The organism is Mesorhizobium sp. M0833 (assembly GCF_040319905.1).
Lineage (GTDB): Bacteria > Pseudomonadota > Alphaproteobacteria > Rhizobiales > Rhizobiaceae > Mesorhizobium.
Genome location: NZ_JAMYOQ010000042.1, coordinates 23,663 through 49,859, shown reverse-complemented (window position 1 = coordinate 49,859; position 26,197 = coordinate 23,663). Strand labels below are relative to the sequence as shown.

General features: G+C 59.8%; 28 protein-coding genes and 7 pseudogenes. 18 read left to right on the top strand and 17 right to left on the bottom strand.

Features of this window, described 5'->3' with window-relative positions; genetic code table 11:
- Both NKH98_RS29750 and NKH98_RS29745 read left to right on the top strand, forming a co-directional pair.
- Positions 1–116, top strand: a pseudogene (locus NKH98_RS29750) (IS630 family transposase); the annotation flags it as partial.
- Between the two features lie 453 nt (positions 117–569).
- Positions 570–896, top strand: a complete 327-nt coding sequence (locus NKH98_RS29745) for a hypothetical protein (protein WP_352903855.1) — start codon at positions 570–572, stop codon at positions 894–896.
- On the opposite strand, the gene NKH98_RS29740 is transcribed toward NKH98_RS29745, so the two are convergent.
- The gene (locus NKH98_RS29740) at positions 893–1,081 is read right to left on the bottom strand and encodes a DUF3606 domain-containing protein (protein ID WP_352903853.1); all 189 of its coding nucleotides are present in this window, start codon (positions 1,079–1,081) and stop codon (positions 893–895) included. The genes NKH98_RS29745 and NKH98_RS29740 overlap by 4 nt on opposite strands.
- Before the next feature lie 213 nt (positions 1,082–1,294).
- On the opposite strand from NKH98_RS29740, the gene NKH98_RS29735 reads away from it, so the two are divergent.
- Together NKH98_RS29735 and NKH98_RS29730 are read left to right on the top strand one after the other, a co-directional pair.
- The gene (locus tag NKH98_RS29735) at positions 1,295–1,474 is read left to right on the top strand and encodes a DNA ligase-like domain-containing protein (protein ID WP_352903851.1); all 180 of its coding nucleotides are present in this window, start codon (positions 1,295–1,297) and stop codon (positions 1,472–1,474) included.
- 98 nt (positions 1,475–1,572) lie between these two features.
- Positions 1,573–1,761 carry a hypothetical protein gene (locus NKH98_RS29730; RefSeq protein WP_352903850.1) on the top strand — a complete coding sequence of 63 codons (189 nt, stop codon included), beginning with the start codon at positions 1,573–1,575 and terminating at the stop codon, positions 1,759–1,761.
- A gap of 456 nt (positions 1,762–2,217) precedes the next feature.
- On the opposite strand, the gene NKH98_RS29725 is transcribed toward NKH98_RS29730, so the two are convergent.
- The 3 genes from NKH98_RS29725 to NKH98_RS29715 all read right to left on the bottom strand — a co-directional run bounded on the left by NKH98_RS29725 (position 2,218) and on the right by NKH98_RS29715 (position 3,907).
- Complete coding sequence (locus NKH98_RS29725) at positions 2,218–2,442, bottom strand: hypothetical protein (protein ID WP_352903849.1); 225 nt, start codon at positions 2,440–2,442, stop codon at positions 2,218–2,220.
- 493 nt (positions 2,443–2,935) lie between these two features.
- Positions 2,936–3,181, bottom strand: a complete 246-nt coding sequence (locus NKH98_RS29720; RefSeq protein WP_352903847.1) for a DUF6894 family protein — start codon at positions 3,179–3,181, stop codon at positions 2,936–2,938.
- Positions 3,182–3,907, bottom strand: coding sequence for a Crp/Fnr family transcriptional regulator (locus NKH98_RS29715; protein WP_352903846.1), 726 nt, complete (start codon positions 3,905–3,907; stop codon positions 3,182–3,184).
- Between the two features lie 619 nt (positions 3,908–4,526).
- Between NKH98_RS29715 and NKH98_RS29710 the strand changes: the two are divergent.
- Positions 4,527–4,895: pseudogene (locus NKH98_RS29710) on the top strand (IS66 family transposase); the annotation flags it as partial.
- Between the two features lie 27 nt (positions 4,896–4,922).
- Here NKH98_RS29710 and NKH98_RS29705 read toward each other — a convergent pair.
- Entirely contained in the window at positions 4,923–5,654 is a 732-nt protein-coding gene (locus tag NKH98_RS29705) for a cysteine hydrolase family protein (RefSeq protein WP_352480687.1), read from the bottom strand.
- 228 nt (positions 5,655–5,882) lie between these two features.
- Here NKH98_RS29705 and NKH98_RS29700 point away from each other — a divergent pair, with 228 nt between their 5' ends.
- Positions 5,883–6,080 carry a hypothetical protein gene (locus NKH98_RS29700; RefSeq protein ID WP_352903845.1) on the top strand — a complete coding sequence of 66 codons (198 nt, stop codon included), beginning with the start codon at positions 5,883–5,885 and terminating at the stop codon, positions 6,078–6,080.
- A 51-nt stretch (positions 6,081–6,131) separates the two neighbouring features.
- Here NKH98_RS29700 and NKH98_RS29695 read toward each other — a convergent pair whose 3' ends face one another.
- Together NKH98_RS29695 and NKH98_RS29690 are read right to left on the bottom strand one after the other, a co-directional pair.
- Positions 6,132–6,329 (bottom strand): hypothetical protein, encoded by a 198-nt coding sequence (locus NKH98_RS29695; RefSeq protein WP_352903843.1) that lies wholly within the window; start codon positions 6,327–6,329, stop codon positions 6,132–6,134.
- A 33-nt stretch (positions 6,330–6,362) separates the two neighbouring features.
- Positions 6,363–6,757: pseudogene (locus NKH98_RS29690) on the bottom strand (DnaB-like helicase N-terminal domain-containing protein).
- Between the two features lie 56 nt (positions 6,758–6,813).
- Between NKH98_RS29690 and NKH98_RS29685 the strand changes: the two are divergent.
- Complete coding sequence (locus NKH98_RS29685) at positions 6,814–7,068, top strand: DUF982 domain-containing protein (RefSeq protein ID WP_352903842.1); 255 nt, start codon at positions 6,814–6,816, stop codon at positions 7,066–7,068.
- A gap of 32 nt (positions 7,069–7,100) precedes the next feature.
- On the opposite strand, the gene NKH98_RS29680 is transcribed toward NKH98_RS29685, so the two are convergent.
- Complete coding sequence (locus NKH98_RS29680; RefSeq protein WP_352903841.1) at positions 7,101–7,310, bottom strand: hypothetical protein; 210 nt, start codon at positions 7,308–7,310, stop codon at positions 7,101–7,103.
- A 355-nt stretch (positions 7,311–7,665) separates the two neighbouring features.
- On the opposite strand from NKH98_RS29680, the pseudogene NKH98_RS29675 reads away from it, so the two are divergent.
- A pseudogene (locus NKH98_RS29675) lies at positions 7,666–8,007 on the top strand (helix-turn-helix transcriptional regulator); the annotation flags it as partial.
- A 42-nt stretch (positions 8,008–8,049) separates the two neighbouring features.
- On the opposite strand, the gene NKH98_RS29670 reads toward NKH98_RS29675, so the two are convergent.
- Entirely contained in the window at positions 8,050–8,940 is an 891-nt protein-coding gene (locus tag NKH98_RS29670; protein WP_352903839.1) for a LysR family transcriptional regulator, read from the bottom strand.
- 106 nt (positions 8,941–9,046) lie between these two features.
- Between NKH98_RS29670 and NKH98_RS29665 the strand changes: the two genes are divergently transcribed.
- The 3 genes and pseudogenes from NKH98_RS29665 to NKH98_RS29655 all read left to right on the top strand — a co-directional run.
- Positions 9,047–9,916, top strand: a complete 870-nt coding sequence (locus NKH98_RS29665; RefSeq protein WP_352903837.1) for an SDR family oxidoreductase — start codon at positions 9,047–9,049, stop codon at positions 9,914–9,916.
- Positions 9,917–9,953: 37 nt separating this feature from the next.
- Positions 9,954–10,421: pseudogene (locus NKH98_RS29660) on the top strand (SRPBCC family protein); the annotation flags it as partial.
- Positions 10,422–10,511: 90 nt separating this feature from the next.
- Positions 10,512–10,799, top strand: a pseudogene (locus tag NKH98_RS29655) (NAD(P)-dependent oxidoreductase); the annotation flags it as partial.
- A gap of 298 nt (positions 10,800–11,097) precedes the next feature.
- Here the strand turns inward: NKH98_RS29655 and NKH98_RS29650 are convergent.
- Together NKH98_RS29650 and NKH98_RS29645 are read right to left on the bottom strand one after the other, a co-directional pair.
- Positions 11,098–12,273, bottom strand: a complete 1,176-nt coding sequence (locus NKH98_RS29650; RefSeq protein ID WP_352903835.1) for a zinc-dependent alcohol dehydrogenase — start codon at positions 12,271–12,273, stop codon at positions 11,098–11,100.
- A gap of 350 nt (positions 12,274–12,623) precedes the next feature.
- Positions 12,624–13,010, bottom strand: a complete 387-nt coding sequence (locus tag NKH98_RS29645) for a hypothetical protein (RefSeq protein ID WP_352903833.1) — start codon at positions 13,008–13,010, stop codon at positions 12,624–12,626.
- A 613-nt stretch (positions 13,011–13,623) separates the two neighbouring features.
- Between NKH98_RS29645 and NKH98_RS29640 the strand changes: the two genes are divergently transcribed.
- Entirely contained in the window at positions 13,624–14,136 is a 513-nt protein-coding gene (locus NKH98_RS29640; RefSeq protein ID WP_352903831.1) for a DUF2231 domain-containing protein, read from the top strand.
- Between the two features lie 10 nt (positions 14,137–14,146).
- Positions 14,147–15,447 (top strand): annotated as a pseudogene (locus NKH98_RS33065) (IS701 family transposase).
- Between the two features lie 418 nt (positions 15,448–15,865).
- Here NKH98_RS33065 and NKH98_RS33060 read toward each other — a convergent pair.
- Together NKH98_RS33060 and NKH98_RS29620 are read right to left on the bottom strand one after the other, a co-directional pair.
- On the bottom strand, positions 15,866–15,949 hold the full coding sequence (locus NKH98_RS33060) for a Y4lK-related protein (protein ID WP_502894345.1): 84 nt from the start codon (positions 15,947–15,949) through the stop codon (positions 15,866–15,868).
- Positions 15,950–16,465: 516 nt separating this feature from the next.
- On the bottom strand, positions 16,466–16,759 hold the full coding sequence (locus tag NKH98_RS29620) for a hypothetical protein (RefSeq protein ID WP_352903825.1): 294 nt from the start codon (positions 16,757–16,759) through the stop codon (positions 16,466–16,468).
- A gap of 226 nt (positions 16,760–16,985) precedes the next feature.
- Between NKH98_RS29620 and NKH98_RS29615 the strand changes: the two genes are divergently transcribed.
- From NKH98_RS29615 to NKH98_RS29605, 3 genes are all read left to right on the top strand, one after another.
- Positions 16,986–17,339, top strand: coding sequence for a hypothetical protein (locus NKH98_RS29615; protein ID WP_352903823.1), 354 nt, complete (start codon positions 16,986–16,988; stop codon positions 17,337–17,339).
- 441 nt (positions 17,340–17,780) lie between these two features.
- Positions 17,781–18,650: an MBL fold metallo-hydrolase gene (locus NKH98_RS29610; protein WP_352903821.1), complete on the top strand. Its 870-nt coding sequence runs from the start codon at positions 17,781–17,783 to the stop codon at positions 18,648–18,650.
- 351 nt (positions 18,651–19,001) lie between these two features.
- Positions 19,002–19,469: a YidB family protein gene (locus NKH98_RS29605; protein ID WP_502894344.1), complete on the top strand. Its 468-nt coding sequence runs from the start codon at positions 19,002–19,004 to the stop codon at positions 19,467–19,469.
- Positions 19,470–19,543: 74 nt separating this feature from the next.
- On the opposite strand, the gene NKH98_RS29600 is transcribed toward NKH98_RS29605, so the two are convergent.
- Positions 19,544–19,927, bottom strand: coding sequence for a DNA ligase-like domain-containing protein (locus NKH98_RS29600; RefSeq protein WP_352903820.1), 384 nt, complete (start codon positions 19,925–19,927; stop codon positions 19,544–19,546).
- A gap of 787 nt (positions 19,928–20,714) precedes the next feature.
- On the opposite strand from NKH98_RS29600, the gene NKH98_RS29595 reads away from it, so the two are divergent.
- Both NKH98_RS29595 and NKH98_RS29590 read left to right on the top strand, forming a co-directional pair.
- The gene (locus NKH98_RS29595; protein ID WP_352903818.1) at positions 20,715–20,891 is read left to right on the top strand and encodes a hypothetical protein; all 177 of its coding nucleotides are present in this window, start codon (positions 20,715–20,717) and stop codon (positions 20,889–20,891) included.
- Between the two features lie 464 nt (positions 20,892–21,355).
- The gene (locus NKH98_RS29590) at positions 21,356–21,865 is read left to right on the top strand and encodes a ferritin-like domain-containing protein (RefSeq protein ID WP_352903816.1); all 510 of its coding nucleotides are present in this window, start codon (positions 21,356–21,358) and stop codon (positions 21,863–21,865) included.
- An 846-nt stretch (positions 21,866–22,711) separates the two neighbouring features.
- Here the strand turns inward: NKH98_RS29590 and NKH98_RS29585 are convergent.
- The 3 genes from NKH98_RS29585 to NKH98_RS29575 form a co-directional block, all read right to left on the bottom strand.
- Entirely contained in the window at positions 22,712–23,332 is a 621-nt protein-coding gene (locus NKH98_RS29585) for a DUF4142 domain-containing protein (RefSeq protein ID WP_352903814.1), read from the bottom strand.
- 45 nt (positions 23,333–23,377) lie between these two features.
- On the bottom strand, positions 23,378–24,775 hold the full coding sequence (locus tag NKH98_RS29580) for a cytochrome B6 (RefSeq protein ID WP_352903813.1): 1,398 nt from the start codon (positions 24,773–24,775) through the stop codon (positions 23,378–23,380).
- A gap of 399 nt (positions 24,776–25,174) precedes the next feature.
- Positions 25,175–25,621, bottom strand: coding sequence for an MgtC/SapB family protein (locus tag NKH98_RS29575; RefSeq protein WP_352903812.1), 447 nt, complete (start codon positions 25,619–25,621; stop codon positions 25,175–25,177).
- Positions 25,622–26,197: the final 576 nt, after the last annotated feature.

The following is a 26,197-nucleotide window of genomic DNA, read 5'->3' as shown; positions in this document are numbered from 1 at the left end:
TCAAGACCAACATGGCTCCGCTGCGCGGTTGGGGGCCGAAGGGCGAGCGGCTGCGCGGCTTGGCCCCGCACGGCCACTGGCGCACGCTGACCTTCGTCGGCGCGCTGCGCTGCGATAACCGACCGAGCCGGCCAGCCACATGATGCCCGCCGCGCCGAAAGGTGCGGCGGGCTTTGTTTTTGCTGGGGTTCTGAATAGGATTACCTGCGCAAGGAAGGGGGCCGTGTTATGCCGATTCGTCGAAACGCTGAGCGAGCTGGTGTTTTCACCCCGTCCGAAATTGCCCTACTGGGCCGCGTGTTCGATCGGCTGAAGGTCAACGCTCAATCTGATCACGAACGTGAGGCTCTCGCATCGCGAATAATCGCAAATTCATGGCCGGCATAGAGGACGATGACAACCTTGTTTCGGCCTCCAAGCTACCGCAGGGGCGGTAGGCGCGACGCCGCCATTGAGTGTCGGACCAGAGCCCGCCCGAAAAGCGCGGCCGGTTCTTTGCATTTAGGAGCCCGGATTGACTTGCACGCCCGATCATAAAACGGAATGAGAACATCCAACCGTGGGTTTTCATGCATTCCGCCATCGATATCTCCGGCATGCCTGCCGGCGACCAGGTCGACAGCTTCATCATTCTTCCGCCGTCCGGAGCTCGGTCCGACTCGGGCTTGCGGGAGGTAGAGGCCTTCCTGAAGGGGTGTTTTCCGGAATATGAGTTCCTCGCCAATGGCGAGAGCATGCCGTTCGACGGCGAATACCAGGTGCTGCCGATCTGCGGTGTCGGGGGCGACGAACCGGGTACGCTGCGCGTGCTCGACCATCCCGACCAGTCGGTGATGATGGGTATTGCCGCCGCGCTGAAGGGTTTCAGGCCGGGGCAGAAGCCGGCGTTGAACTAGCTGGCGCGCAACGTTTTCACAGCTTCGGTCAGGCGTGCGCGATCATTGCCATGCGTCTTGATCAGCTGGCGCGCCTGGTCTGGCGTGATGCCATTCTGCTCGGCGAAATATTCGACCTCATAATCTTCGTCCGCGGAGACGCGGTTGCGGTCGCGGAAATCTCGTTTGCGCTTGTCGTCGGCCATCCGGATCCTCCTTCTTGGATCAATGGCAACGCTGGCAAGCTACTTTCGTGGCGACAGCCATGCGGAATCACGTTTCGTTCACTCTGGCTAATATAAGCTTTGTACCTAGTATTGACTGGGTGCGTAAAATTGTAAGTACCGGCGGCGGCCGCCTACGCCGGGCTGCCCGACTTCGACGCGCTGCAGAAGGCCGTGCACAGCGATCCCTACGCGATGATCCTCGGCGCGTTCGACATTCTGCATTTGAACGGCCACGATCTGCGCGACATCGGCTGCAAGGCGCGCAGGGAAATGCTCTTCGGCATCATCAAGCCGAACAGCAGGATCCAGTTCAGCGAGGCTCTACCCGGTGATGCGAAGTCGATTTTTATCTCGCCGACCAGGCGGGGCTAGAGGGGATCGTCTCCAAGCGCGCCGACAGCGCGTATCGAAGCGGCCCGACCAGCGACTGGCTGAAGACCAAGAGTTTCGTCGTCAACGAATATGAGCTGATGGGCGTCGAGAACGAGCCGGGTAAGGCCGCCATGGCCCTTTTGGCGCAGCCTGGCACCGGGCAATATGTCGGGACAGCCTTTATCTCGCTCAGCCGTGACATGAAGAAGCGGTTCTGGCAGCGCGTCCAGGATCATGCCGCCCACAAGCCCGAGGCTATTAGGAAACGCCTGCGACCAAGTGGGTGAAGCCGGGAGAGGTGAAGCTCCGCGTCAAGCACCTCCGCGGCGAGCACAAATATACACGCCATGCCTCGCTGCTGGGTTTCGACGATAAGAGCTAGGCCTATCTTTCCTAGCCCGCTGGCAGAAATCTGTCCGAAAGCGTACAATAGCAGATCGTCAGCAACAAAACATGGCCGCTGACGCTTAGGAGCGACCATCGCGCTCTTGGCCCAATACGAGGCATGCGGTGTGATGTCAGAAGAAAAAGGGCGCCCCGCCCTGAAACCCCAAATAGTAAGCGATCTTGCGCGGGAGTCAGGGGCCACCGAACAACAAATACGCGAGATAGCGTCGCTGGTCGGCTTCGATCGCAGCTCGATCTTGCGGGAAGCTCGTCTCCTCAAAAACAACAAATAACCTCAGTGGGCTTCATTCGCGAGTGAGCCGCTCGGTCGAGCCACGCTGCCTCACGGTGGCGGGCTATTTACCTTGCAGGTCGCTAGTCAGAACTCTAACGCGGCCGGCTTCGTCCAACTGCCCTGCATCGTACTTTTTAAATGCCATTTCACGGACGGCATCCAGGCCGAAGTCTTCGATCGCTTCGGTCGATGTCACGACGAGGACGCGCTCTGTTCCATCAAAGGCTTCAAGCACCAACTCGAACCGCTCAGTGGTTCCCTCTTCGCCAGTAAAAACCAGACCCATATCCCTTTCTCCCTTCCGATTAAGGTCTCGCCACTGAAAACAGCGGGAGAACAGCGAAGGCTGCCGACCCTTTTGAGCCTTTTGAGTGTTCGCTGTGGGGCCTTGTATGAAAAATCTCGCTCCGGATTTCGCGAGGAACGGCCGGAATTATCGAGATAGCCGTTCGACGGTTTCAATGATGGCCTTGGCAAGGGCCCTGATGGCCGAACGCCGGCACATGGCGCTATGTCGGGAAGCGCGTCCAGGAACACGCAGGCCTTGCGCCGAAGGGCATGAAGCGGCCGGCGACGCAATGTGTGAAGCCAGGGCTGATCGGCCGCGTGAAGCACTTGCGCGGCGAGGAAGATCGGGGGCATGCCTCTTGCAAGACTTCAGGGAAGAGAAGGGCTAGCGGGGCCATGTATTCCTCCCTGTACTTAGCCAAGATTTTAGGCAGGGATTGTTGCGGCTTTCAAGGCTTCGTACGATACCGAACAGTCGCGTTTCGGACCGGCTAAGCTGGCCCAAGCACCTCGTCGAATGGCATTACGAGGACCACTCTGCCGCTCTCGTCGGTGACCTCGAAACTGCAGTCGAACCAGTTGCGGATCGTGTACATGCGTGTGCGGAAGACGAGGTCCCGCGCATTGGCAAGCGCATGGGCGCGTAGAGCCTCATCGTCTGGCAGTTCGTCGCCTTCGGCGTCAGGTATCATCCGACCGCGATAGCGAACATTCAGGAAGTAGCGCAAGGCCGCCACTCATCTCTCTCGCTTGATCGGGAATTGGAACACGTTGGAGTATTCCTTCTCGGCGAAGCCGTAGGACTGGCCAGCAATCTGTTCCAGCTTCTCGCGATCCCGAAGCGTGATGTTTCCACGCGTGGCTCTGATCGCGCCGACGCTCTCCAGCATCTGCACCGCAATCGTGACGCCGGGCCGACGTGAACCCAACATGATGCTCATGAACTCATGCGTGAGAGGCATGTCGTCATGCTCCAGCCGGTCATGCGTCATGAGCAGCCATCGCGCCAGCCGCTCCTCGATGGAGTAGCCGGCATTGGCATAGGCCGTCTGGCTGACTTGAACGATAAAGGTATGCACGAAGCGCAGAAGGAGCGCGCGCAACGCGGGGCTCTGGTCCATCGCAGCGTGTAGGTCTCCGGCGCCAATGCGGAATGCTTCGCCCGCAGCCTGAACCATGCAGGAGTGCGGCGTGCGGTCCACGCCCAGCACCAAAGCTGTACCCACCAAACCCTCCGATCCCACCATGCCGACCTCAAACCGTCCTTCCCCGGTGTCGGCGACGATTGATGCAATCCCGTATTCTGGGAAGGTCACATGCGCGATTGTTTGATCGGCTCTGAACAGATGTTCTCGCAACTCAAATGTGACCGCCTCAAGATGCGGCTGCACCAGTGCAAAGTCGTCAGGCGACAAAGACGTCAGCAGACGATTGCGAATCATTGATTGCTGGGGCTGAGCCATGCTCGTCGCCTCCCTATCGGGCAAGAGCACGCGCATCTCTCAGTCGCTTGCGCCCTGATGTCAGCAAGCGATGGCCAAATATCCTCCTAATCCCTGTCTCTAGCAATGATATCCGGCGCTAAGTCCGCATGAGTACGAATCCGTACACAAGTTTCGGTCTGGATCGACCGGTTCGACCGTTGATGGTTTCGGCGTCTGCTGGAACTTAAAGCTTTGGTCCACCTTATGGCGATATGAGCACACGCGGGATAAACTTCCTCGACAAATGGATGCAGAACACCTGCCGGATACCGTCGGCACAGAAGTCATCTGGGTGAGCGAACTGACCCAGAAACTGTTTGCCGACGCAATGAGAGCTGAAAAGTGGATGCCCTCAAACGAACATATCGTCTGCAGTTCATCCTCAAAGCCGAGGAACTCGCTGTCCTGGACGCTTGGCGGTCTGAGAACAGACTGCCGAATCGTGCTGAGGCAGTACGGGCGTTGCTGCAACGCGGGCTCATGGCAAAGGATTATGCAGAGCCAAGCGCACGTTCGGGCGATTTCAGAATTCTCAAGCGCCCCGACGACTAGAGCGTGCATAACGCTAGGGTGGCATAGCAGCCTACTCGCGCTCAAAAAGCTCGGCCTGATCAGCCAGAAGACAAAGCTCGCCGAGGCGATCCGCTACGCTCTCTCGCGCTGGCAAGGCCTGACCCGCTTCCTCGACGACGGTCGCATTGAGATTGACAGCAACACGGTCGAGCGGTCCATCCGGCCCATCGCGCTCAACCGCAAGAACGCGCTCTTCGCCGGCTCCGACGGCGGTGCCGAACACTGGGCGGTCATTGCGTCGCTAGTCGAAACCTGCAAACTCAATGGCGTCGAGCCACTCGGCTATCTCGCCGACGTCCTCACCAGGATCGTCAACGGCTATCCCAACAGCCGAATCAACGATCTCCTGCCATGGGCCTACGTCACCGCACCCAATCTCAAGGCCGTGATCTGAGTTCGGGTGATACGCGGCCTCGCCAACTCATTCGGCTAGTTCAAGACGCCCCTGAACTCGCTGCTCGATCGCCTTCAGGAAATGGTCGGACGTCGATGTCCATCCAAAGAGTATCTGCACGAGCGTGATCGAGGCATCATGATTGCTCCTAGAGGCGTCCCAGGCGATGGGCTCGCTAGTGCAATCCGTCAGCAGTATACAGTGATAGTCCCTGAAGAAGGCATCCCGAATTGTCGACTCCACACACACGCTGGTCGTGCATCCTGTCACGATGAGGTGTTTGATGCCTGCGGTCTTCAGAACAGAATCGAGTTCGGTCTCGTAGAAACCGCTGAACCGCGTTTTGTAGAGGACGACATCCCCTGCCTTTGGCTTGAGGTCGTCAACGATATCTGTTCCCCAGGTGTCGCGGATCAGAATCCGGCTCTCGCTACCATCCGGGGCTGTCATGCTCTCACCGACCCCAAAGATCTGGAGATGTCGGATACGGTTGGGGGCGTCCGATGTCCCAAGGTCCGAGAGGTCGGAATAATACCCCATCTTCAGATAGACGATGGGCACTCTCAAATTGCGAGCGGCAGCTATTACGCTGGCAGTAGGGTCGACAGCCCGTTGAATGCCGGAGATATCGATTCCGGCTCTGTCGAACATTCCACCTTTGGAGCCGAAGTCATTCTGCATGTCCACGACGAGAACTGCAGCGTTAGCGGGATCAATTGAAATAGGTTGAGGCTTCGCGTCAATGACAAGTGGCTGCATTTTTATCCTCCCACCAGCATGAGGTGTCGCTCTTTGCGCCCTTGGTTATCATGATCCGCCACCTACATCGCGTCAACAAAGGGGGGAGCTACATCCCTGCTTAGGCGGCCCAGGAACAGCGGTTACTTCTCATCCATCGGCGTTGCTTACAAACTTGGTGCGGACGTGCTCGTTCTCTTCCATAAGCAGGATACTGGCGATTGAACCTACGACTCGGAGAAAGCGAACATGAGCCACCAAGCTGCAGTAACGCGCGCACTTCTCGTTGGCATCCCTTTCCTGATCCTGATGGCGTTTCTGCTTTGGATGGCGAACCGCTCAAGGATCGTCATGGCAAACGCCGCGAACGAGATCGCCAAAGAAATTCGGGAAAATACGGCAGCGGTGAAGGCTCTTAGCGAGCGTATCGACAAAATGGAGCGTTGAGCCCGCGAAACGGAAGTGGCGATAGAGCAACCGTCTAGGCTCAGTCGCTCGCTACTTCATTGCTTGTGAATCGTTCTTCACCAAGCAGTCTGCCGCCTCGATCAGACGCCGTTGCGCGCGTATCCTGCTGCACAGCGCGATATTCTGGGCCAGCATTTCTTCTGTGCGTCTAAGCGCGAGCTCAGTCCGATTGATGCGCTCCCTGGCATCGGCCATCGCGCGTCCGTGGGATTCCATTGTGTTGATCATGATTTGCTAACTCATGACGGACCGAATCGTTCCTCATGCCGACCGCCTCATCCTTGCTCGGGACGGTTCCCCTCCCCCGCCTTCAAAGCATGTCCAGAACCAGATGCCGGCGCCGTAGTCGTAGGAGCCAGAGGTGGTGACGGCTTCAGACGCCAGGCGGATGATAGGCGAACATTGTTCGCCGACCATCTGGTCAGCCGGTATATACGGCTTGATCGTGATCGGATTGAACGGCCTGCCCTCGGCGATCATCGTTCCCATGACCTCGTAGAGGTCGCCGTGGAGCTTTTCGCTGAAATGTTCGGCTTCAGGAATCCGGCCACGCGCCAGTAGCATTCGTTCGAATTCAGGATGGCGCCGAGCAATGCGGCCTCGGCCTCGATGGCGTCAGGGAGCGGTTGTTTGAAGTCGCGGGGATGCGCGTTCATGCAACCACCGCCAGGTCTTCGCGTTTAACCGCCTTCAACCATGGCGGGGGAGAAAAATGATCGCGTTCATCCCGATTACAATCTACCTGAATGGCAAGTCGACGGTGGTCGCATCGATAGCCGACGCTGCGATGGCACTCGAGGAACCATGGCCATATAAGGCCAAACCGCGACGGCTCGAAGCGGTCCGAATGATCAAAGAATGCATGGCGGGTCATTGCAACCAACAAGCTGCGATAGATGCCTTCAAGGCGGCCGCAGCAGAACAGGGCCTTCTTAAGCAAAGGCCTCCGCTCGTGGGTCTGAAATGACTTGGCGGAATTGTTGAAGAGCTGATCTGAAGTCACGCCGCCCTCGCCATTTTGAACCGCTGGCAGGCCTCGCCAGCCATCGCTATGCCGACGGCTTCCGCGGCATCCGCATTCTTCACGTCGATCTTCAGAACCCGGCAGCGCTCGACGGCGGTGCGCTTCCACATGGCGCGGTCGAAACCAGGCGAGCGTCCCATGCCGAGGAAATGCTTTCGCCACGTCGACGATGGGATGGTTCCCATGGAATGCCGTAGCTGCCGCCGATGATTGCCACGGCGGCGCAGACCAGCCCCTCGAGTTGCAAGGCGTTCGGGTTGAGTCCACAGGGTTGGTAAGCGTCTGGCGGGTCTTCTTGAACGAGACGACGTTGCACATCGGCTGCTCGATCGCCACGAAGTCGGGCCGGTTGCCCTTTATCATGTCGCGAAGCTGGCGACCGAGCGATTCCGCCTTCTCCTCGGCGTTCTCGCCGATGGCTTTGATGAGACCGTCTTGATCGAGGAGAGTGAGGAACCGGGCTCATAGCAGGCGAAGCCAGTTACAGTGGCGATGTCGAGGCCGAGGATAATCATGACGTCCTCGCCAACGGATTAAAAGGGTCTCCTGCGCGGTATGGCCGATCCGCTGCTCGCACCGACCTTGCGCCGGATTGACGCGGATCCAGGTCGCAGCATGAAGGTGGAAACACTCGCGCGGGATGCTGCCATGTCCGGTTCGACCTTCTTCGATCGTTTCCGGAGGGAGGTTGGCCTGGCCCCGATGGAATACGCGACCGGCTGGCGCATGGCACTGGCGAAGGAATTCCTTCGCAAGGATGTTGCCACGGCGGAGATTGCGCAACGCGTCGGCTATGGCTCGGCAAGCGCCTTCAGCGTCGCGTTCAGTCGGCATGTGGGAATACCGCCCAGCGCCTATTCGCGGGTAAACACCGCTGGGTAACGCCGGCCCGATTGCAAAATGTCGAGCAGCTGCTTTGGCCCCTCACTTGCCGATGTAGGCCGCCAGTTCATCGGGCGTTCCGTTGGGAAAACCCTGCTTCAGAAAATCCAGGAAGGCAGATACACGCGCGCTCAACAGACGCCGCGACGGGTAAAGCGCCCACAGCGCGATCTCGGAACCCTCGATATCACCCCAGTGCAGCAAAGTGCCGTCGGCCAGGTCGTGACTCACCAGCGAAATCGGCATACGAGCAGCGCCTACGCCGGTTCGCACGGCATCCCGAACCATGATGAGGGACGACAGTGCGAGAATGGGCTCGATCCCGATCGTCGCGGATCCTTCTGAAGTCACGACGTTCCAGGTCTGCCGATCGCTGGCCCCACGCACGACACCTAGCACCGAGAGATCTGCGGCCGGCCGGGGCAGATCGGGGCTTGCCACGACGACCAGGCGATCATGCAGAAAGGCTCGGCCGACAAGACTTTCATCTGGGTCCGGATTGACCCGGATGACCAGATCATAACCTTCCTCGATCATGTCCACGGCTCGGTCCTCTGTCGTGACTTCCAACCGCACGTCGGGATATTTCAATGCAAAGCCCGCCGCGATCCTGCCCATGGCTGTCTGCGAAAACAGCAGCGGCGCGCTGATCCGTAACCTGCCGCGCGGCTTGTCCCCGCCCGCCGCGATCGTGGCCGCCGTTCCGTCGAGCTCCGTCAGCAGAGAGGCTGTCCGTTCATGAAGGGCGCGTCCTTCCTCAGTGAGTTTGAGGTTGCGCGCGCCACGTTCAAAGAGCCGAAGTTGAAGGGCAGCCTCTAGTTCCGTAATCCGTCGGGACAAGGTCGCTTTGGGACGGCCGGACGCCCGCGACGCTTTGCCGAAGCCACCGTGACGCGCGACAAGGTTGAAATCGGCAAGGGCGACGAGATCCATAATCGTTCCACCTATGAGACGAACTGTCCAAATTAACGTCCTATTGGTTTAAGAATGAACCAGCCATATTCCGGGTGTCAAGCAACACCAACCCGGAGAAAATCCCATGACCATTCTCGTTACCGGCGCCACCGGCAATATCGGCGGCCAAGTCATCCATCACCTCGTCGACCGCGGCGCTGATGTCCGCGCTCTCGTCCGCGACCCCTCCAAGGCCAATTTCCCGGCAGGTGTTGCCGTCGTCAAAGGTGACTTCCTGGACGTCGACTCCCTACGTACCGCCTTCGACGGTGTCTCGACGCTCTTCCTGCTGAACGCTGTCGCACCAGACGAGTTCACCCAGGCTTTGATCGCCCTCAACGTCGCCCGCTCGGCTGGCCTCGAACGGATCGTCTACCTGTCAGTCATTCACCCGGACGTCTACGTGAACGTGCCGCACTTCGCCGGCAAGTTCGGCGTCGAGCGGATGATCGAGCAGATGGGCTTTCACGCTACCATCCTGCGTCCGGCCTACTTCATCCAGAACGATCTGACGATCAAGGACGTCATCGCTGGCTACGGCGTTTACCCGATGCCCGTCGGCGACAAGGGGCTTGCCATGATCGACGTTCGCGATATCGCGGACGTTGCTGCCCTTGAGCTGCTGCGCCGCGAACAGGCCGCACAGCCGCTCCCGATCACTCGCATCAACCTAGTCGGTCCCGATACCCTTACCGGAGCGGATATCGCCGCGATCTGGTCGGACGTGCTCGCTCGCCAGATCAACTATGGCGGCGGCGATACGGCTGCCTTCGAGCAGAACCTCAAGCAGTTCATGCCGCCATGGATGGCCTACGACATGCGCATGATGGGCGAGCGATTTTTGACCGATGGCATGCTGCCCGAGAGCAGTGATGTCGAGCGCCTGACGACGCTTCTTGGACGTCCGCTCCGCTCCTACCGCGACTTTGCCTCCGAAACCGCTCCCTCTGCCTGAGGCAATCAGCCACAATTTCAAACAAAGGACCATCAACATGATCTATTCGACCGCAACCGTCCCGGTGAATCCGGAAGGCGAAACAAAGCTCACCCGGGAGCAAGTATGGAAGGGTTTGGAACTGAAGGCGCGCGACGCGCGCCTGTTCCTCCCGCCGGGTCTCTGCACCCGCTGCGATGTCGTGGAGGAAAGTGATACCCACTTCGTGCGCGAAGCCACCATCGCCGGCTCTGACATCAGGGAGATCATCACCCTCGAGCCGCAGAGCACGGTCACCTTCTTCCAGGCGACCGGCCCACGCGAAGGCGCCATTATCAATGAGCTTTTCGAGGACGAAGCCGGCGTACTGCAGCTGAAGTTCTACTGCCACCTCGGCCTGCGCGGCAAAGAGGCTGATGGCCCAGAGGAACAGGCCGAGCAGACGCAGTTCGACAGCGACAAGGGCTACAAGTCGGCCCTGCTGTCGACGCTGAAGCGGACCCGCGAACTGCTCGCAGAGGGCCGCTCTGATTATCACCAGCATCCAACCCAACAGGGCGGCCTCCTGAGAGGCGCCAGGCTTTCAAGAGGACCAAAATCATGACCACACCCGTCTCTGAAACACGTTTCGCCGCCGTACCGAATCCTGGTGCTCGGTGCCACCGGGCCGACCGGCCGCCATATCGTCAGCCAGGCCGTAAGCCGCGGCTACGATGTCACCCTCCTCGTGCGCTCGCCGGAAAAGGCCGCAAACATGAAGGGAGTGAAGATCGTCGTTGGAGACGCCCGTGACGAGAAGGTGTTGCGCCAGGCCGTCAAGAGTCGCGATGCCGTGATTAGCGCGCTCGGCACACCCGCAAGCCCATTTCGCGAAGTCACCCTTCTTTCGACCGCGACGCGATCTTCGAGGGCGAGGCGGTGGTCACCAATGCGCCCGAGAGGCAGCCGGCGAGCGTTTCGTCCTGGTCGGTCTGCCTTATGGCGGTTGGGGGAACTTTGCCCCGGGAGTCAAATTCTCACTTCCCCTGATAGATGGATAGATGCAAGGGCTCAAATCCGGCTTCCGAAAGGAGTGTCGGCTCAAGCCCAGGCGACGCCGGAGCACTCCGGAGGACTCGGAAGCGTGACCGCGGCTGCGCCGAGCGGATCCGCTGCCGCTGGCCCGAAGCCCACGATGAGGGAAACGCGCGGGCTCGCTTCCGCTAAGGCTTCAGTACGACCTTGATGCAACCATCGTTCTTGTCGTTGAACGTCTGGTAAAGATCCGGTCCCTGTTCAAGGCTAGCGCGGTGAGTGATCACGAAGGAGGGATCAATCTCCCCGTTCTCAATGAGCTCAAGCAACTTGGGCAAGTAGTGCTGGACCGGGGTTTGCGCCATTCGAAGGGTGAGCCCCCGATTAAGCGCAGAACCCAAGGGAATTTTGTCAAGAAAGCCGCCGTAGACACCAACAACCGACACCGTGCCGAAGTTGCGGGCGCAGTGGATCGCTTGGCGCAGGACATGAGGACGGTCAGTTCCCATGAACGTCGCAACCTTGACCCTGTCCACCATCGCATATAAGCTGGAGTTGGCGAGCGGCTCGGTGCCTACTGCGTCGATACAAGCGTCGGCGCCACGTCCCTTAGTCAGTTCCTGGATAAGGTCGTAGACATCTTCGTCAAGGAAATCGATGGTAAGGGCACCCGCGCTCCGTGCCGCTTCGAGCCGCTCAGTCACAGTGTCGATTGCAATGACACGCCCTGCGCCGAGCAGGAACGCGCTGCGGATGGCCATCTGACCGACCGGCCCGCATCCCCATATGGCAACTGTATCGCCTCGCTGGATGTTGCAGAATTCCGCCGCCATGTAGCCTGTGGGAAATATGTCGGAAAGGAAGAGCACCTGCTCGTCGGTCAAGTCCGAGGGAACCTTGAGGGGACCTACATCGGCGAACGGCACCCGCAGATACTCGGCCTGGCCGCCTGGAAAGCCACCCAGGAGATGGGAATAGCCAAACAAGCCGGCAGGTGAATGGCCCCACATCTTCTCGGCTTTCTTTCTGCTTTTGGACGGATTAGATCGCTCGCATCCAGAGTAAAAGCCTCGCTTGCAGAAGAAGCACTCGCCGCAGGCAATCGTGAACGGCACTACCACGCGGTCACCGACCTTTAACTTGGAGACCTCCGTCCCAACCTCCACGACTTCGCCCATGTTTTCGTGGCCGAGGATGTCACCGCTCTCCATGTCCGGGATGATGCCGTTATAAATGTGAAGATCGGAGCCGCAGATCGCGCAGGCCGTCACTTTAATGATGGCATCTGTGGGCGTTTCGATTTTAGGATCAGGTACGCTCTCGCAGCGGATGTCGTGTTTGCCGTGCCAGGTGAGAGCGCGCATCAGAGCCTCGCGGTTTGACGCTATACGCGCTATTGATCATTTGGTTCCAACACCATAAAGAGCAAGCCAACTTCAAATGGCGGCGCGCCAGCCGCATCAAGCCAAGCCATATTGCCTCTATCGCGACCACGTCTCAGCGGCCGATGCTGGCGAAGGGATTGCCCTTTGTTGACAGCCATCGCTCGGCTTCGAACTGAGCTTAGGCCCAAAGCGCGCACCATCGCGAAGAAATCAGGACATACAGAAGAAACTGCGCGACCGGCTGGATTCGCAGGAGAAATTGAAGCGGTGACGAGCGCGGCCGCGGAAGCGCTGAGATCGGATCGCGTAGGCCCGAGAGGAGTTCTTGACTACTGCTCCGGAACCGCTGAAGTTTGCGGATGATCTCGCACGGCTTGGGCAATATCCGGACTGTATTTCGTTGCAGTGCAACTTCGGTTCACGTTGGCGCGTGCATCGAAGACCTCGTTCTCGCAGACCCGCTTGGCGAGCTCGATCGGGACGTGAACTGCCAGCGGGACCTCCACCTCGGAGATTCCAAGCTCCCTTGCAATCTGCTGTTTCACCTCTTGCCTGCCGAGCGAAACGTCGACGCCAGCACCCTGCGCATCATTCGTAGTCGGTGATGGGCCTTGGCCCGGCAAATCTTGCTGGTCGGTCTGGGCAAATGACTGTACGGCAGAAATCTGCAACGCGACCACGGCGATCCGCAAAATTCGGCGGGGGAATACTCTCATGCGCCACTCCTGCATGTGCTCTTAACAACTGCAAAAGCATTTGAAGGGTTCCAGAGGCGGGTGTGCGCTTAGCGGAACCGATGTAGCCCCGCACTGACAGGTGCGAAGTGGCCGCGTTGGCGGACCTTGGACCGCGCTGACGGTGATGCTCGTCCCGTACGCGACCGGCGTCGCACTGCTGCTCTGAGCAGGCGGTCCTCGGCTTGGCACTACATTTCCTCAACCTCGATCCGCGCGCACAGGCACGCCCGTCCACCAAACCCCCGCCAGGTGCAACGCGCTTGCTATACCGCGCTGTGCTCGTGTGCGGCGGTTTTTATCCACATGCGGAACAACTGAGCCAGGTCCAAGGTTAGGTGCCGGCAGCAAGTTCACTCCTGTAGTTGCAGGATCGGTGGCCGCGATGGCCCGCGTCTTCCATTCCCTCCGGAGACGCGGGCATTGCTTTCAAACAGCCAATGCGAAGCCTTCTCCGCATCAATAAGGCGGCGCTATCGTTCCGCATGTGCCTTGATCGGCTGGCGGCTGGACGCGACTAAGGACAGCGCCGTCTTACGGACTGCAGGATCGCGCGCAGGTCTGGAACATTGGGACGCGTTCAACGTTGTTGACCATGGCTGACGATCGCGCAAATCATCTGCTGGGCGTTGCAACCACCGCAAAGATCGGCAGCCATCCGATTCACCCCATGTTGATCCCCTTCCCGATCGCATTGCTGGTGTCGGTGTTCCTGTCGGATTTAGTGTTCTGGTCGACCGGCAATGCATTCTGGGCCGACGCATCCTTCTGGCTGCTCGGCTTTGCGCTGTTAATGAGCGCGGCAGCCGCTCTGGCCGGCTTTGCCGATTTTCTTGGAAATTCAAGGGTTCGGTCCATCAATGCCGCGTGGCATCATATGATCGGCAACGTCGTGGCCGTGGTCCTGGCGCTGGCCGGCTTCATCCTGCGCCTGAGCGCCGGCGCCGCCGAGGGCGCGTTGCCCTGGGGCCTGACGCTGTCGACGATCGTCGTTCTGCTGCTTCTTTATACCGGCTGGAAAGGCGGAACGCTCGTCTACGAGCACAGGGTAGGCGTCCATCCCGAAGAGGGTGAGGGCGTCAACTCCCGCCCGGAACTATCCCGATAAGGTTTGACGAATGGCCGATTTGCCGGGAGCCGTCATCGTGGTCACCGGCGCTTCCAGCGGCATCGGCAGAGCGACTGCCTTGGGTTTTGCTCGCAAAGGTGCACGGCTGGTGCTGGTCTCAAGAAGCGCCGACGCCCTCGACAAGGTCGCCAGGGAGTGCGCTGACTTGGGTAGTGAGGCGGTGACCTTTGCCGCCGACATGGCCGACGATGCCGCCGTGGAGAGAATGCGCAGCTTCGCCGTGTCGCGTTTCGGCAGGATCGATGTGTGGGTGAATTGCGCTGCAGTTCTGCTGTTAGGCCGCTTTGAGGAAATCGCCCCGCCGCTGCAGTCCGGAGCGGAGCGGCCCTATCGGATGCAGTCGCTGTTGGGGCGCAGCCACTGGGACGCTGATCGGCTCCGAGACGAGGTTCGCGATTATGTGGTGGAGGCGTTGGGCGATGAGGATGGTGTCCTGATCGTCGACGAGACGGGATTTGTGAAGAAGGGCGATCGTTCCGCCGGTGTCGCGCGTCAGTACTCGGGAACGGCGGGGCGGATCGAGAACAGCCACGTCGGCGTGTTCTTCGCCTACGCGAGCCGCTACGGCCAAGCGCTGGTCGATCGTTTCGGGCGCGATGTGCCAGAGCGTCGATCCCGGAGATGGTCGAGTTTGCGACCAAGCCAAAGATGGCGCGCGCCATGGTCGAGGCGGCGCTCGATGCCGGCGTCCCGTGCGCTTACGTTCTGGGCGACGCTGTCTACGGGGCGGACAGCAGCCTTCGCCGGATGCTGGAAGCTCGCGAGCAGCCCTATGTCTTGGCGGTTCGAGGCGCTCACTTCATGCGCCGGGGAGGGGATCGCCTGTTTGAGGAAACCTCGCCCGAGGAACTGGCCGGCGAGTTCGAGCCCGACGACTGGGTCTGTTATGCGGCAGGTGAAGGCGCCAAAGGGCCTCGGCTCTACGACTGGGCACGCATCCGCCGCCCTTGGACGTCAAAAGGCGGCTTCGAGCATTGGCTTCTCGTCCGCCGCAAGCGATCGACATCCGGAGAAAAAGCCTACTACCTGGTCTTCGCCCCGCCCGGTTCCTCCTTGGCCGAATTGGCGGCAGTGGCCGGCCTGCGCTGGGCGATCGAGGAGTGTTTTGAGCGCGCCAAGGATGATCTCGGACTTGATCATTGCGAGGCTCGGTCCTGGCACGGATGGCATCGCCACATGAGCCTGTGCATGGCCGCCCTGGCATTCCTCTCGAATCTATCAGCTGATCTTCGCCGCAGCGCATGGAGCAAACCGAACGAAACGAGTCCAAAGGAGCCAATCGCCGCCTGATCCGGATGGCTGCGCTCGTCCCGAGCGTCCCCGAGATCCGCTATCTCCTCGCCCGGATCCTCATCTTCCCACCGACACAAAAGCCCTTCATCATTGCCTGGTCGCTATGGCGGCGACGACATCAGGCCGCGGCCACCATCTGTCACTACAAACGGCATCGACATCCGGAACTGTAGTACTAGCAGGCGTAGCGCAAGGTCGGGAACAACAGAATCGGTTCGCCGAGGCGCTCGTGTCGTCAGTGGCGCGGCATCACCGGGCTATCTTCGGCCGGATCGACATAGCGGCCGACGGAATTGAGGTAGGCGATAATTTGCCGCTTCAGGTGCCGACGGCAGCCATATGTTTGGTCGAGACGCTTCAATTGCGGCTGGATGGCTTCAAGGCGATGGAGAGAAAGATCGGCGTCGCCAATGACCTAGCCGAAATCCCCAACCGCGCAGATCTCGCACCCAAGGGCAACGATGTCCTGGACGAATAGTGGAATCTGGTCGGTTTTCATTTGTTTCATGCTCGTGACCCGGGTGCGTAAGAGGCTACGCACCTGCGGCGCACCGCACAACGGCAGAAATGCGAGCGTGCGCACGGCGTCGCGATCAGGTGTGACTTAGCTGTGGAGCATAGGCTTGGACGCCGCCCGGCTAGCTATTTTGCGTTGTAGAAATACTTTGGCTGTGCGCGTTATGACGGCACGATTTCGACATTGTCGCCTGTTGGCGCGTCGTCGCCGCCGGCCTGAGAAATTCGGCTTCGGCCGGCTGCCGGCTCTACGATCTTGCCCGGTAGATAGGCGGCGCCGTGTCGGGCGTATAGGTCAACACGACACGATTGCCACTGCACTTTGCGTACCTGAGCTTGGAATCAGATGATCCGCCGTTGCGGCGCCTTCGATCGAGTTTAGCCTTCAGCTTTCCAAGATCGAGCGGCTGATTGTGGTGGCATTGTGGATTGTGGGAATACGCATGGATTTCCATGCGCCCGTCTATTAGCCCCTGAACTGTCCAGCCGTTTGCCGGACTCATCCCGGGAACCGTTCGGTGGTCCAATGGATCTTGCCGTCGATCTTCATTGGCTTCTGGATGATCAGCCGCTTCGGCAGGTGCTCCGGATGCACTTCGAGCAGCGTAATCTTCCCCGTCGGCTTGCAGCGGCTGCAGTCGAACCTCAGCGTTAGTGGATCGACGCCACCACCATACACCATCATCAGGTCGGCGGAACGGCAGTAGGGGACGTTGCCGCAGCTGCATTCAGCCTTGCCGAGCTTATTGTGCCGGGTCGCCTTGCCCGGCGTGACGATTGGTTCGAGCGCCATGAGAACAGAGAAGGAACATTTTCTTGGTCGTCAAGACTGGCTGTGGAATCTTTTCAACCAAATCTGGGCAGAGAAACTAGCAATTAGCGACGAACTGATCCGTGTTCCCGGCGCAATAGAGCCCGTCGACCAGAGTTACAAAAATTGAGCTTTTTCGGGGAACAGTCTTTGTGTCTGCCTGTTGGATGTGCCAGCGCATCGCGCGCATTCAGACAGGAGAAAGAAGATGAAACGCATCCTTTTGGGTTCGGCCGTGCTGGCGGTGTCGGCCGGGCTTTCCTTTGCCCAGACGACGAGCGGAACTTCGAGCGGAACCTCATCCAACGGAACCTCGACCACGACAACCATGCCCAGCACGACGGATCAGGGCACCGGCACGACGAGCAGCGGGACCAACATGTCCGGCGATCAGGGCACCGACACGACCACCACCGGCGGCACCACAAATCCGAACTCGGCCAGAGACTGCGCGCCCGGCCAGCAGACTGGCAGCGCTCAGCAGGCGGCGCCTGGTCAGCAGGACACGACAGCCAATACCGCCGCGCCGGGTCAGGTGAAAAAGACCGACCAGGGTTGTTGATGGCACATCGGCTCGGCTGGCGAGCAAGTTGCCGCCAGCCGAGCATCAGTTGAGGAACCGTGCGCTTGAGGGCAATGCAGCGGGGAGACCGAGCCGCGTGCGCTCCGCCGCAATGATCGCGGTTCGGAACCCAATCCTGCGTGAGGATTCCTGCGGCGGTTGAATCGTGATCGTCGCGCAGCCGTGACCAGCAGTGCCGCCCGCAGGCCCGCCGCGTGCGTTGGCGGAATACCGCAGCCAATCGGGCGCGCGCCATCTTTGTTGCTCAGTCCAGCTCGTCCTTGCGTGACCGGGTAATGCCGAACGATTGGTCGACTCCGGTGATGGACTGTCCGGAGCTGCCTGGCGAACGAGGAACAAGGAGGGCCGTGCCAAGTTCGGGGCGATGTACCACCGCCGCCGATCGGCGGCTGCTCAGCAACAAAAGAGGCACGGGATCACATGACCGTTCAGATTCGACTTTCCGAGATCGACCACGCCAGGCGCGAGGATCGTGGCGACGGCGCTTGGAGCATCGCACCGGACTTGGGTTATTTGCGGCTAGCAATCGTCAATGTCGTGTTCTTCGGCGCACCGGGCAGCGGAGATCGGAACTGGGTGCTGATCGATACGGGGTTGCCGACGTCCCGCAGCAGCATTCTTGCGGTCGCGGAAAGGCGGTTTGGCACGAACGCACGGCCGGCCGCGATCATCCTGACCCACGGCCATTTCGACCATGTGGGAACGGTTCTAGACCTCGCGAACAAGTGGGACGTCCCTGTCTTCGCGCATCCACTCGAGCGCCCCTATTTGGACGGAACCGCATCCTATCCGCCACCCGATCCCTGGGTCCGGGGTGGACTGATGGCGCTGCTGTCACCGCTTTTTCCACGCGGGCCAATTGATCTTGGCAACCGTTTGGAACTCTTACCTGCCGACGGATCGATCCCCGGAATGCCCGGATGGCGATGGTTACACACACCCGGGCACGCCCCTGGGCATATCTCGCTCTGGCGCGAGAAGGACCGTTCGCTGATCGTAGGGGACGCTTTCATCACCACCGGTCAGGAGTCAGTCTATGAGGTCGCCGTCCAGCGTCTCGAGATGCACGGTCCGCCGCGCTACTTCACGCCGGACTGGGATGCCGCGGAAAGATCCGTGAAGCACCTGGCTGCCCTGAACCCGCAGATGGTCATCAGTGGACACGGTGCGGCTGCTGCGGGAGTGGGAATGCGTCACGCTCTTGACAGCCTGGCTGAGCGGTTCAGGGTGTTCGCCGTCCCGCCGAAATTGAAATTTGTGCGCGAGCCGGCGGCAGTCCAAGGTAGCTGAGGCTAATCGAGCCGCCGTCGTTCTGAAGTATGGTCAAGTTGGGCAGACTCTATCTCTCGAGCCGGTAGAGTTACCCGTCGGGTCGCGCGCCCCATCGTCGCCGACAAACTCTGACAAGCGGAACAAACCCGGGAGGCGCCGGGTTAGGGCGTTCGATCGGCGCAGGGCGACTGCGGCCAAGCGCCCCGAAGTTCTGCGTCAGGAGAATCAGATGGAAAACGAGTACCCCGAAGGACGCGTCCTCTCCGCCGGCGAGCCGACCGGCAAGAAGTTGTTCGAGTCCACACGCGTCGCCATCCGCCAAGACTTGGCTTCGGTTCGCTCATCGGCCAAAACCGTGGAGGAGACCAAATGGCAAATCTGGGAAGATTGGCGATCTCGATGCTTGGCGTTCTGGCTTACCAAAATCGCGACAAGCTCTGTGAATTGATTCCGGGAGCGGGGTATCTTAACCCAAACGACCCGCAACGCAGAATTCTGGCTCAGATAACGAATGGCGTGTCGAGGGCTGATCTTGGTGAGATCCTCGACCGGTTCAGGGAGGTGGGGGCAGGATCGAAGGTCGACTCGTGGGTTGGCAGCGGGCCAAACCAACCGATCGAGCCAAGGGACGTCGAAGCGGCAATGGACGAAGGTACACTCACGTCCATTTTGATGCACACGTGTCTTTCGCGCGAGGAGCTAATCAGAAGGATTGCGCGGGATCTACCCGAGACGGTCAACGAGATGACGCCGAATGGTGAATGGCCGCCTGAGCCGACACAAGGCTTGGATAAGTCGACCCTGCTCGAGGATGTATCCCAGACTAGCCTACTCTAGCCCTCATCGCCGAGCCCAGCAGAGAAGGTGGCGTATGTATTTGTGCTCACCACGAAGGTGCTTGATCCGCAACTTCACGCCGGCTCAACCCACGGTCGCCGGTCGCTTCTTGATGCCCTCCGGAGCGGGCCGGCATGGTCCTTTACCCGTTTCCATAGCCGTTCCTTCATGTCGGGGGCCGCTCCGATATGGGCTGTCGGCGCGCTTGGAAACGATCCCCTCCAGCCCCGCTTGGTCGGCGAGATAGAAGATGGCCTTCGGATCGCCGGGTACCACCTCGCTGAACTATTCGGCTGGATGATGCCGAACAGGATTTCGCGGCGCGCCTTGCAGCCGACATCGCGTAGATCGTGGCCGTCGAGATGCATGATGTCGAAGGCGCCGAGGATCATGGCGTAGGGGTCGCTGTGAACGGCCTTCTGCAGCGCGTCGAAGTCGGGCAGCGGCCCCTGCCTCATTGGTGACGACCGCCTCGCCCTCGAAGATCGCGTTCTTGACCTCGAGCCCGCTCGCCTTCGACGAGGCCGGTATATTTGCTCGTCCAGTTGGCGCCGGACTTGCTGAAGACGCGGATGTCGTCGGGGCCGTTGATGATTAGCTGGGTGCGGTAGGGACCAGCTTGGGCTCGATCGGCGGAATGAACTCGAGGCGGCCCCTGCTACTCCTTGGTTTACGCACGGAATGGAGTCTAGGCCCGATCGCACTGGCGCCTAGGGGAACGTACGATGATCATTTTGTTAAATTAGCAATGATGCATGAACGGGCGTATAGTCCAGCCCAGCCGGGGCGAACGCTCTCAGCCGGTAGGTGCAGCGGCCAAATCGTCGTCTCCCAAATGCCGTCGGCTATCCCAACAGGTTATGACGGATGACGACTTGAGACGGGATAAGCACAATCCGCCAACTATGAGGGGCAAAATCAACGGGTCGCCGGACAACGACGAACCGGGGCATTTGGAGTTCTGTCCAATTTGCGGGCAGACATTCGATAAGCGAAACCTTGTCGAAGTGCTGCATCATCACCTTCCCGAGCATGAGCCGTTCGCGATGGATAGGTGACGCACATAGAAGCCGCCCCGGTTTTCTCGCCGCACGTGCCAGGACGGAATTTCGAACTGAAGCGCATAGCGCGGGGGGGCACGCGAGCCACTTGTCCGATCACCCGCTCAGAAATTTCTCTCAAACTTCCCGAGGAACAAGTCCGGCCCCTAGATGGTTCGGTCGTATGCAGCATGCAGGTTCGGCCATGGTTGAGGTCGACAAAAGGAAGCAGAAGGTTATCGCCGACCTTATACGACGGTGGATCACGTCAGAAGCCATCCGTGACTACCTCCGCAAGGCGCTAAACCTTCCGCTAGAAGAGGGGCTGCCGGACGAGCATAAGTCTTTGCTTGACGAAACTGATCAGGCCGACAAAGAGTGAGCACGTGTCAGCTGTGAACTGCCCGGGATGTTTGGTTAAAACGTGCGCGGCCAGACTCATCGCCCTGATCGGCTTAGAGTTACTTCCGTGCTCTCATGCTGCCGTTGCCCCACGCCGTCGATCCAAAGATAGTTGCTGAGGCGGCGTCCTCGATCAGTTCGGCTATTAGCGTGCGGACCGTAAGTCGCGTAATCGGGGTACGTTGCGTTAGGGAGCCTTTAGTTCGTCGCAATTCAACACTGTTTGTCATGCAGAACGAAGGTTGGCAGTAGACGAGAGCCTCCGCAAAACCCGCTTTCTCGGTTAGTGAGGCAATGATGCCGATAACGCCCGCCGCTTGGCGTTGGATTCTGTTAATCTAAGTCCCATGATTTGCGGCCTCGGACGGAAGAGACCGAGGCCCGCTTCTCTAGGAACAATCTCACAGTTCGGCAGTTCTCTTTTGTCACAAAGGAGATTTGAAAATGTCAGAGTCGCGAGAATGGCTGGTGCAATGGCTTCGGGACGCTCATGCCATGGAGGAGCAGGCCGAAACAATGTTGAACGGGCAGCTAAGCCGCATTGAGAACTACCCCGAGCTCAGCGACCGAATGCGCCTGCACCTAGATGAAACGAGACAGCAGGCTGCTCGGCTGAAAGCCTGTCTCGACCGGATGGATGAGGGTTCGTCCACAATGAAAGATGCTGGCGGAAAGGTGACTGCCATGGCGCAGTCGTTGAGCGGCTTCTTTGCCGCCGACGAGGTGATGAAGGGTTCCCTCGCGAGCTATACGTTCGAACACATGGAAATCGCCTCCTACACGATCCTCATTGCCGCCGCCGAATCGCTGGGCGAAACCGAGGTCGTGCGAGCTTGCGAAGACAACCTCCGAGAGGAGGTCTCGATGGCGGAATGGCTAAAAGACCATCTTCCGTCGACAACCGGGGAGTTCCTCGCGAGGGCCGAGACCGAAAGCGACACTGCTAAGCGCTGATCTGCTGCACCTGGCTGAGCGGTGCCTGGCGTCGGACGCGCAGCCCGTCACTCCAGTCGGGCACGTCGCCTCGAACAAAGGGGGTCGTCGGCTCCCTGTATTCGCCCTGCGCCAAGTTAGCATCACGGGACCACTCAATAGCCGCTGCATGTTTACTCGCAAGAGCGTTCGCGGTCCTTACTGCCCGATCTTCCGACTGCTGCTCTGCTGGACCGAAGTCAGCTGAAGGTGCCCGGTCTCGTCGACGAAGGCGTTGGCAACAATGAGTTGGGTGCCTTCTGCTGCGGTAGGATGCTCTCGCATGCTGGCTGCCTTCCTCTGCCGCGAACCTGTTCGGTGTCGCTGCGACCATCTTCGGCGGTGCCATCCCCTGCTAACTCACGACTCAAAGTAGCGGCCGCTAGAGCCAGCCCACGCTCCAGGGGCAGCGTTGGCGACGAGAGGGGCTAGTTCTCTAGCCCCACCATGGGCAGCTATGGCCTCGTTGGTCACAAGCTTCCAGTCGGCAGGATCAAGTTGCTGTTCCTGCGATCTCCGCTTTGCCCCATGGCTATTGTTCTCTCTGTGGCTGTCTAGCGGCACGCGTTGGAAGACGTAAGCTCGGCACCGAATGGAAGCTCAGCAATGCCCGGGGCTGGGCAGCTTCTATATTCAATGCTGGTCTGCAAAAGCAAGCGCAGGTCCAGCCGCGTGACCTGAAGGGAACCTTCGGGACATTGGGCCGGAACTCGTGGGGAATGAGCTGCGAGCGATGCGGAGGTTTCCATCATCAAGGCGACTGCATGGCCGGCCCGTGGGCAATTTAAGCACTGGGTCCGCCGTTTTACGTGGCGCGCGCTAACCCATTCACTTTCTTGGCGGCCCCGAAGCGGCGTCGGCGAGCGCCTGGGTTGCGAGTTTTGCTTTGATGTCGCACGCCATCCGCAAATGCTCGAGCACAGTCGGCAAAGTATCTGAGGCGAAATGCTGAAGGTCGGCATCCTGGCCTGACCCGATCTCCCATTCGAGCAGTTGCACAGTCTTCTGGTGATCGGTGATCTGGCCGCTGATATAGGCGAGGTCGAACGCTGCCCCTTCGAGCTTTTCGAGCTTGGCGCGCAGCTGCTTGTGCTCGTCGTCGAGCCCTTGCTGCAGTGGGATCTTGTCGGTCTCGGCAAGCGATTTCAGTTTCTCGTTTGCCGCTGAGTGATCGTCGACCATGCGGCTGGCAAATTCCTTGATGGCGGAATGGCCGGATTTTTTCGCAAGATTACCGAAATCGACTTCTGCCGTGCCGCCGGCGGCGGCGAGCTGCGCGAACAGCCGGTCCTGGTAATTCGTCTGATGCGGCATGGGCTGGCCCGGCGAGTCCATCAACGTGTCCGGGGCGTTACCGGCCGGATTTCCGATCTGCGCAAAGAGCGGGGATACCAAGAGAGGCGATGCGCAGAGTGCCGTCAGGCCCAAGGTCGTTGCAAGAACACGCATGAAAACCTCCACCGAAGATGTGCCGACCGGTCGGCCTGCCGCGTGTCAAAGCGCGAGCATATAGGCGACGAGATCATCCTTCTCGTCCTGGGTGAGCTTGACGCCGAGTACCAGGTTGAAAAACTCCACCGTATCGGCCAGCGTCATCAGGCGGCCGTCATGCAGATAGGGTGGCGTGTCCTTGATGCCGCGCAGCGTAAACGTCTTGATCGGCCCGTCGGGCAGTTCCACCATATCGTTGACGGTCCGCCCGGGTTTGTAGAAGCGCTCCAATTTCAAATCGTGCATGTTGTTGTCCATGAACGATGTTTGTGGGTCATGGCATGCCGAGCAGCGGCCCTTGCCCATGAACACCCGCTCGCCCGCCAGTTCCTTTTCGCTGGCCATGGCGGCATCGAGCTTTCCGAACGCATCGAGCTTCGGCGCCGGCGGAAAGTCGATGATGTTCTGCATCTGCGCCATCATCGCCACCTGATTGGTGCGGTCTGGCAGGTTGACGCCCTTCCTGGTGGCGCTGACATGGTCGCCATTGAAATAGGCGGTGCGCTGCTCGAATTCGGTGAAATCCTCGACCGAACGCAACGACCGTTTCGATCCATGAATTTGCTGATTGAACAGGCCGCGCAGGCTGGTCGAATCGAGGCGGAAGCGCGCTGCCTGCGGCCTGATATCGGGCGTTAGATGAAAGGCGGCATTGGTGTTGAAATTGGCGTGACAATCGAGGCAGGCCACTCCCATGCTTTGCCCAGCCACCTTGCGGTCCTCGGTTTGGTTGAATTCCTCCTGCGGGAACGGCGTCAACAAAAGCCGCAGACCCTCCATCTGCACCGGCGTGATGATGCCGTTCATGATTTCGTAGTAGTTGCGGATAGTCAGCAGCTCGCCGCGCGACACATCGCCAAGCTCCGGATGAGTGGTCAGGAATATCGGTGACGGGAATTCCGGGGTGAGGTAATCGGGAAGATCGAAGTCGACGTCGAAGCGCCTCAGGTCGCGTCCTTCCCGTCGGCCGACCTCGCGGATCTCCTCTTCCGGAAAGACCTGGCCTCCGGCCGCCTGTTTGACATGCGGCAGCGGCAGGCAGCCGTCAGGCAGCAGATCGCGGTCGCGGATCTCGCCAGGGCTCATCTCCGCCAGGCCCTGCCAGGTTTGGTCCTTTGCCAGCTTCACGCGGACGCCCTCCTGGACCGGCTTGGTGCCGCCGGACATTTTCACGCCCGGCATGGGACGGTCCGAAAGGTCGTATCGCGCGTCCAGCAAGGCCTTCTGGCGCGCCATCACGCGTGGCTTCTGTGCCTCGTCGTCGGCCTTGACTGCCGAGAACGGACGGGCCGGCAGCGGCCGGTAAGTGAGATCGGGCGGCAGCGGATCCGATAAGGCGCTGAGGCTGGCGGCAACAACGACAAGCGCGCACGGAACGCCCGCATTCCACACTCTGCGCATTTTTCCCTCCCGGCTGGATTTACGCCGAACCACACCGCGCGCGATTTGTTCCCCGCGGGAAAAAGCACAAGTTTCGGGTCGGGTATCTTGGGACGGGTGCGATAATTCGTGACTTATGACCTCTGCCCGCCAATTGAGATTTGGTCGAAACTACCCAAGAATCTACGCCAGTTTCTCCCCGGTGGGACCAGCAGCTTGGAGCGGGGAGGGCCGCTAGGCGTGACTAGCGAGCCTTAGGGTGCTCGCCTTCGAGCGAACTCGTGCGCTCAAGCAAATGGGAACGAGCCATGCGAACGAAGTACGTGGCGTGCTGCCCAGTATCCAGCCACAAGGCGCCCCGCAATCGGTCAATGCATCTGGCACGGCACTGCACTTGATGTCTGAGCTTGGGCGGCGCGGCTAACCTATGTATTCGCCTCTGTCCTCAGCTTTTGCGCCGCTTGGACACTTCTTCTCCCGACATTGGCTTCCCTGGTACGGTATTTTCGCCAATGCCAGACTTGGCTGCAAATTATAAAGAAGGCCTGCAGCGACAAGCACCAAAAGCGTGCCGAGCGCGGCCACCTGCCACAGACCAAGCCCGCACGCCACGCCAATTGCGCCAGACAGCCACAGGCCCGCACCGGTCGTCAGCCCGTGGATCTCGCCTCTCGAAAACAAGATCGATCCGGCAGCAAGGAAAGCGACGCCAGTGGTGACCGCTTCGACGACGCCAATCGGATCGACCTTTACGGAATCCTGCAGAAATATCGACGCGTGAACGATTTCCATCGTCAGAATGCCGAACGTAGCCGCTGCCACGCAGAGCACAATATGCGTCCGAAGCCCTGCAGGCCGATTCGCCATTCGCGTTCGAAACCGATCGCAGCACCGAAGATCGACGCCAGTAGAAGCCTCGCCGCAATGACTGGAAACGGGACGTATGTCGGATGGCCGAATTCTTGGAGAAGTTGTTGCATGAGTAGCCCAGGTTGCCCGACACAACGTGATCGGGATGGCCCGGTTCCCCAAGCGCTGCGGGTGCCGCAGCTGTGCGCTGTTTTGACATTTCGACCTTGGGGTGTCGGATTGTTTGCATGCAAACGACATTTGCGACGCTATCCTCCCCTTCCTCAAATGTACCATTCTGGGAGGAATGCATGGCTGCGCATGAGCAACATGCCGTTGAAATCGTGAGGGCGAAAGAGTGGTCGGTTCGCGTGACGGTCAATGGTACGACTACCACGGTTCCTTTCACAGCTGAGAGCTACGCGCGCTCGTTTGCAGACGGTCAGGCGTTCCGGCTGGGCGTTCAGGTCGCGGAGCTCAAAAGGTCGGCTTAGCAGCGGGGTTTGTCCCAACGTCACGGCGCCCCGACCAGCCCACGTGTCTCCGACAGCGTGGGTCACATGGTGCCGCCAGGCGCCGGGCGGCCTGAGGAGC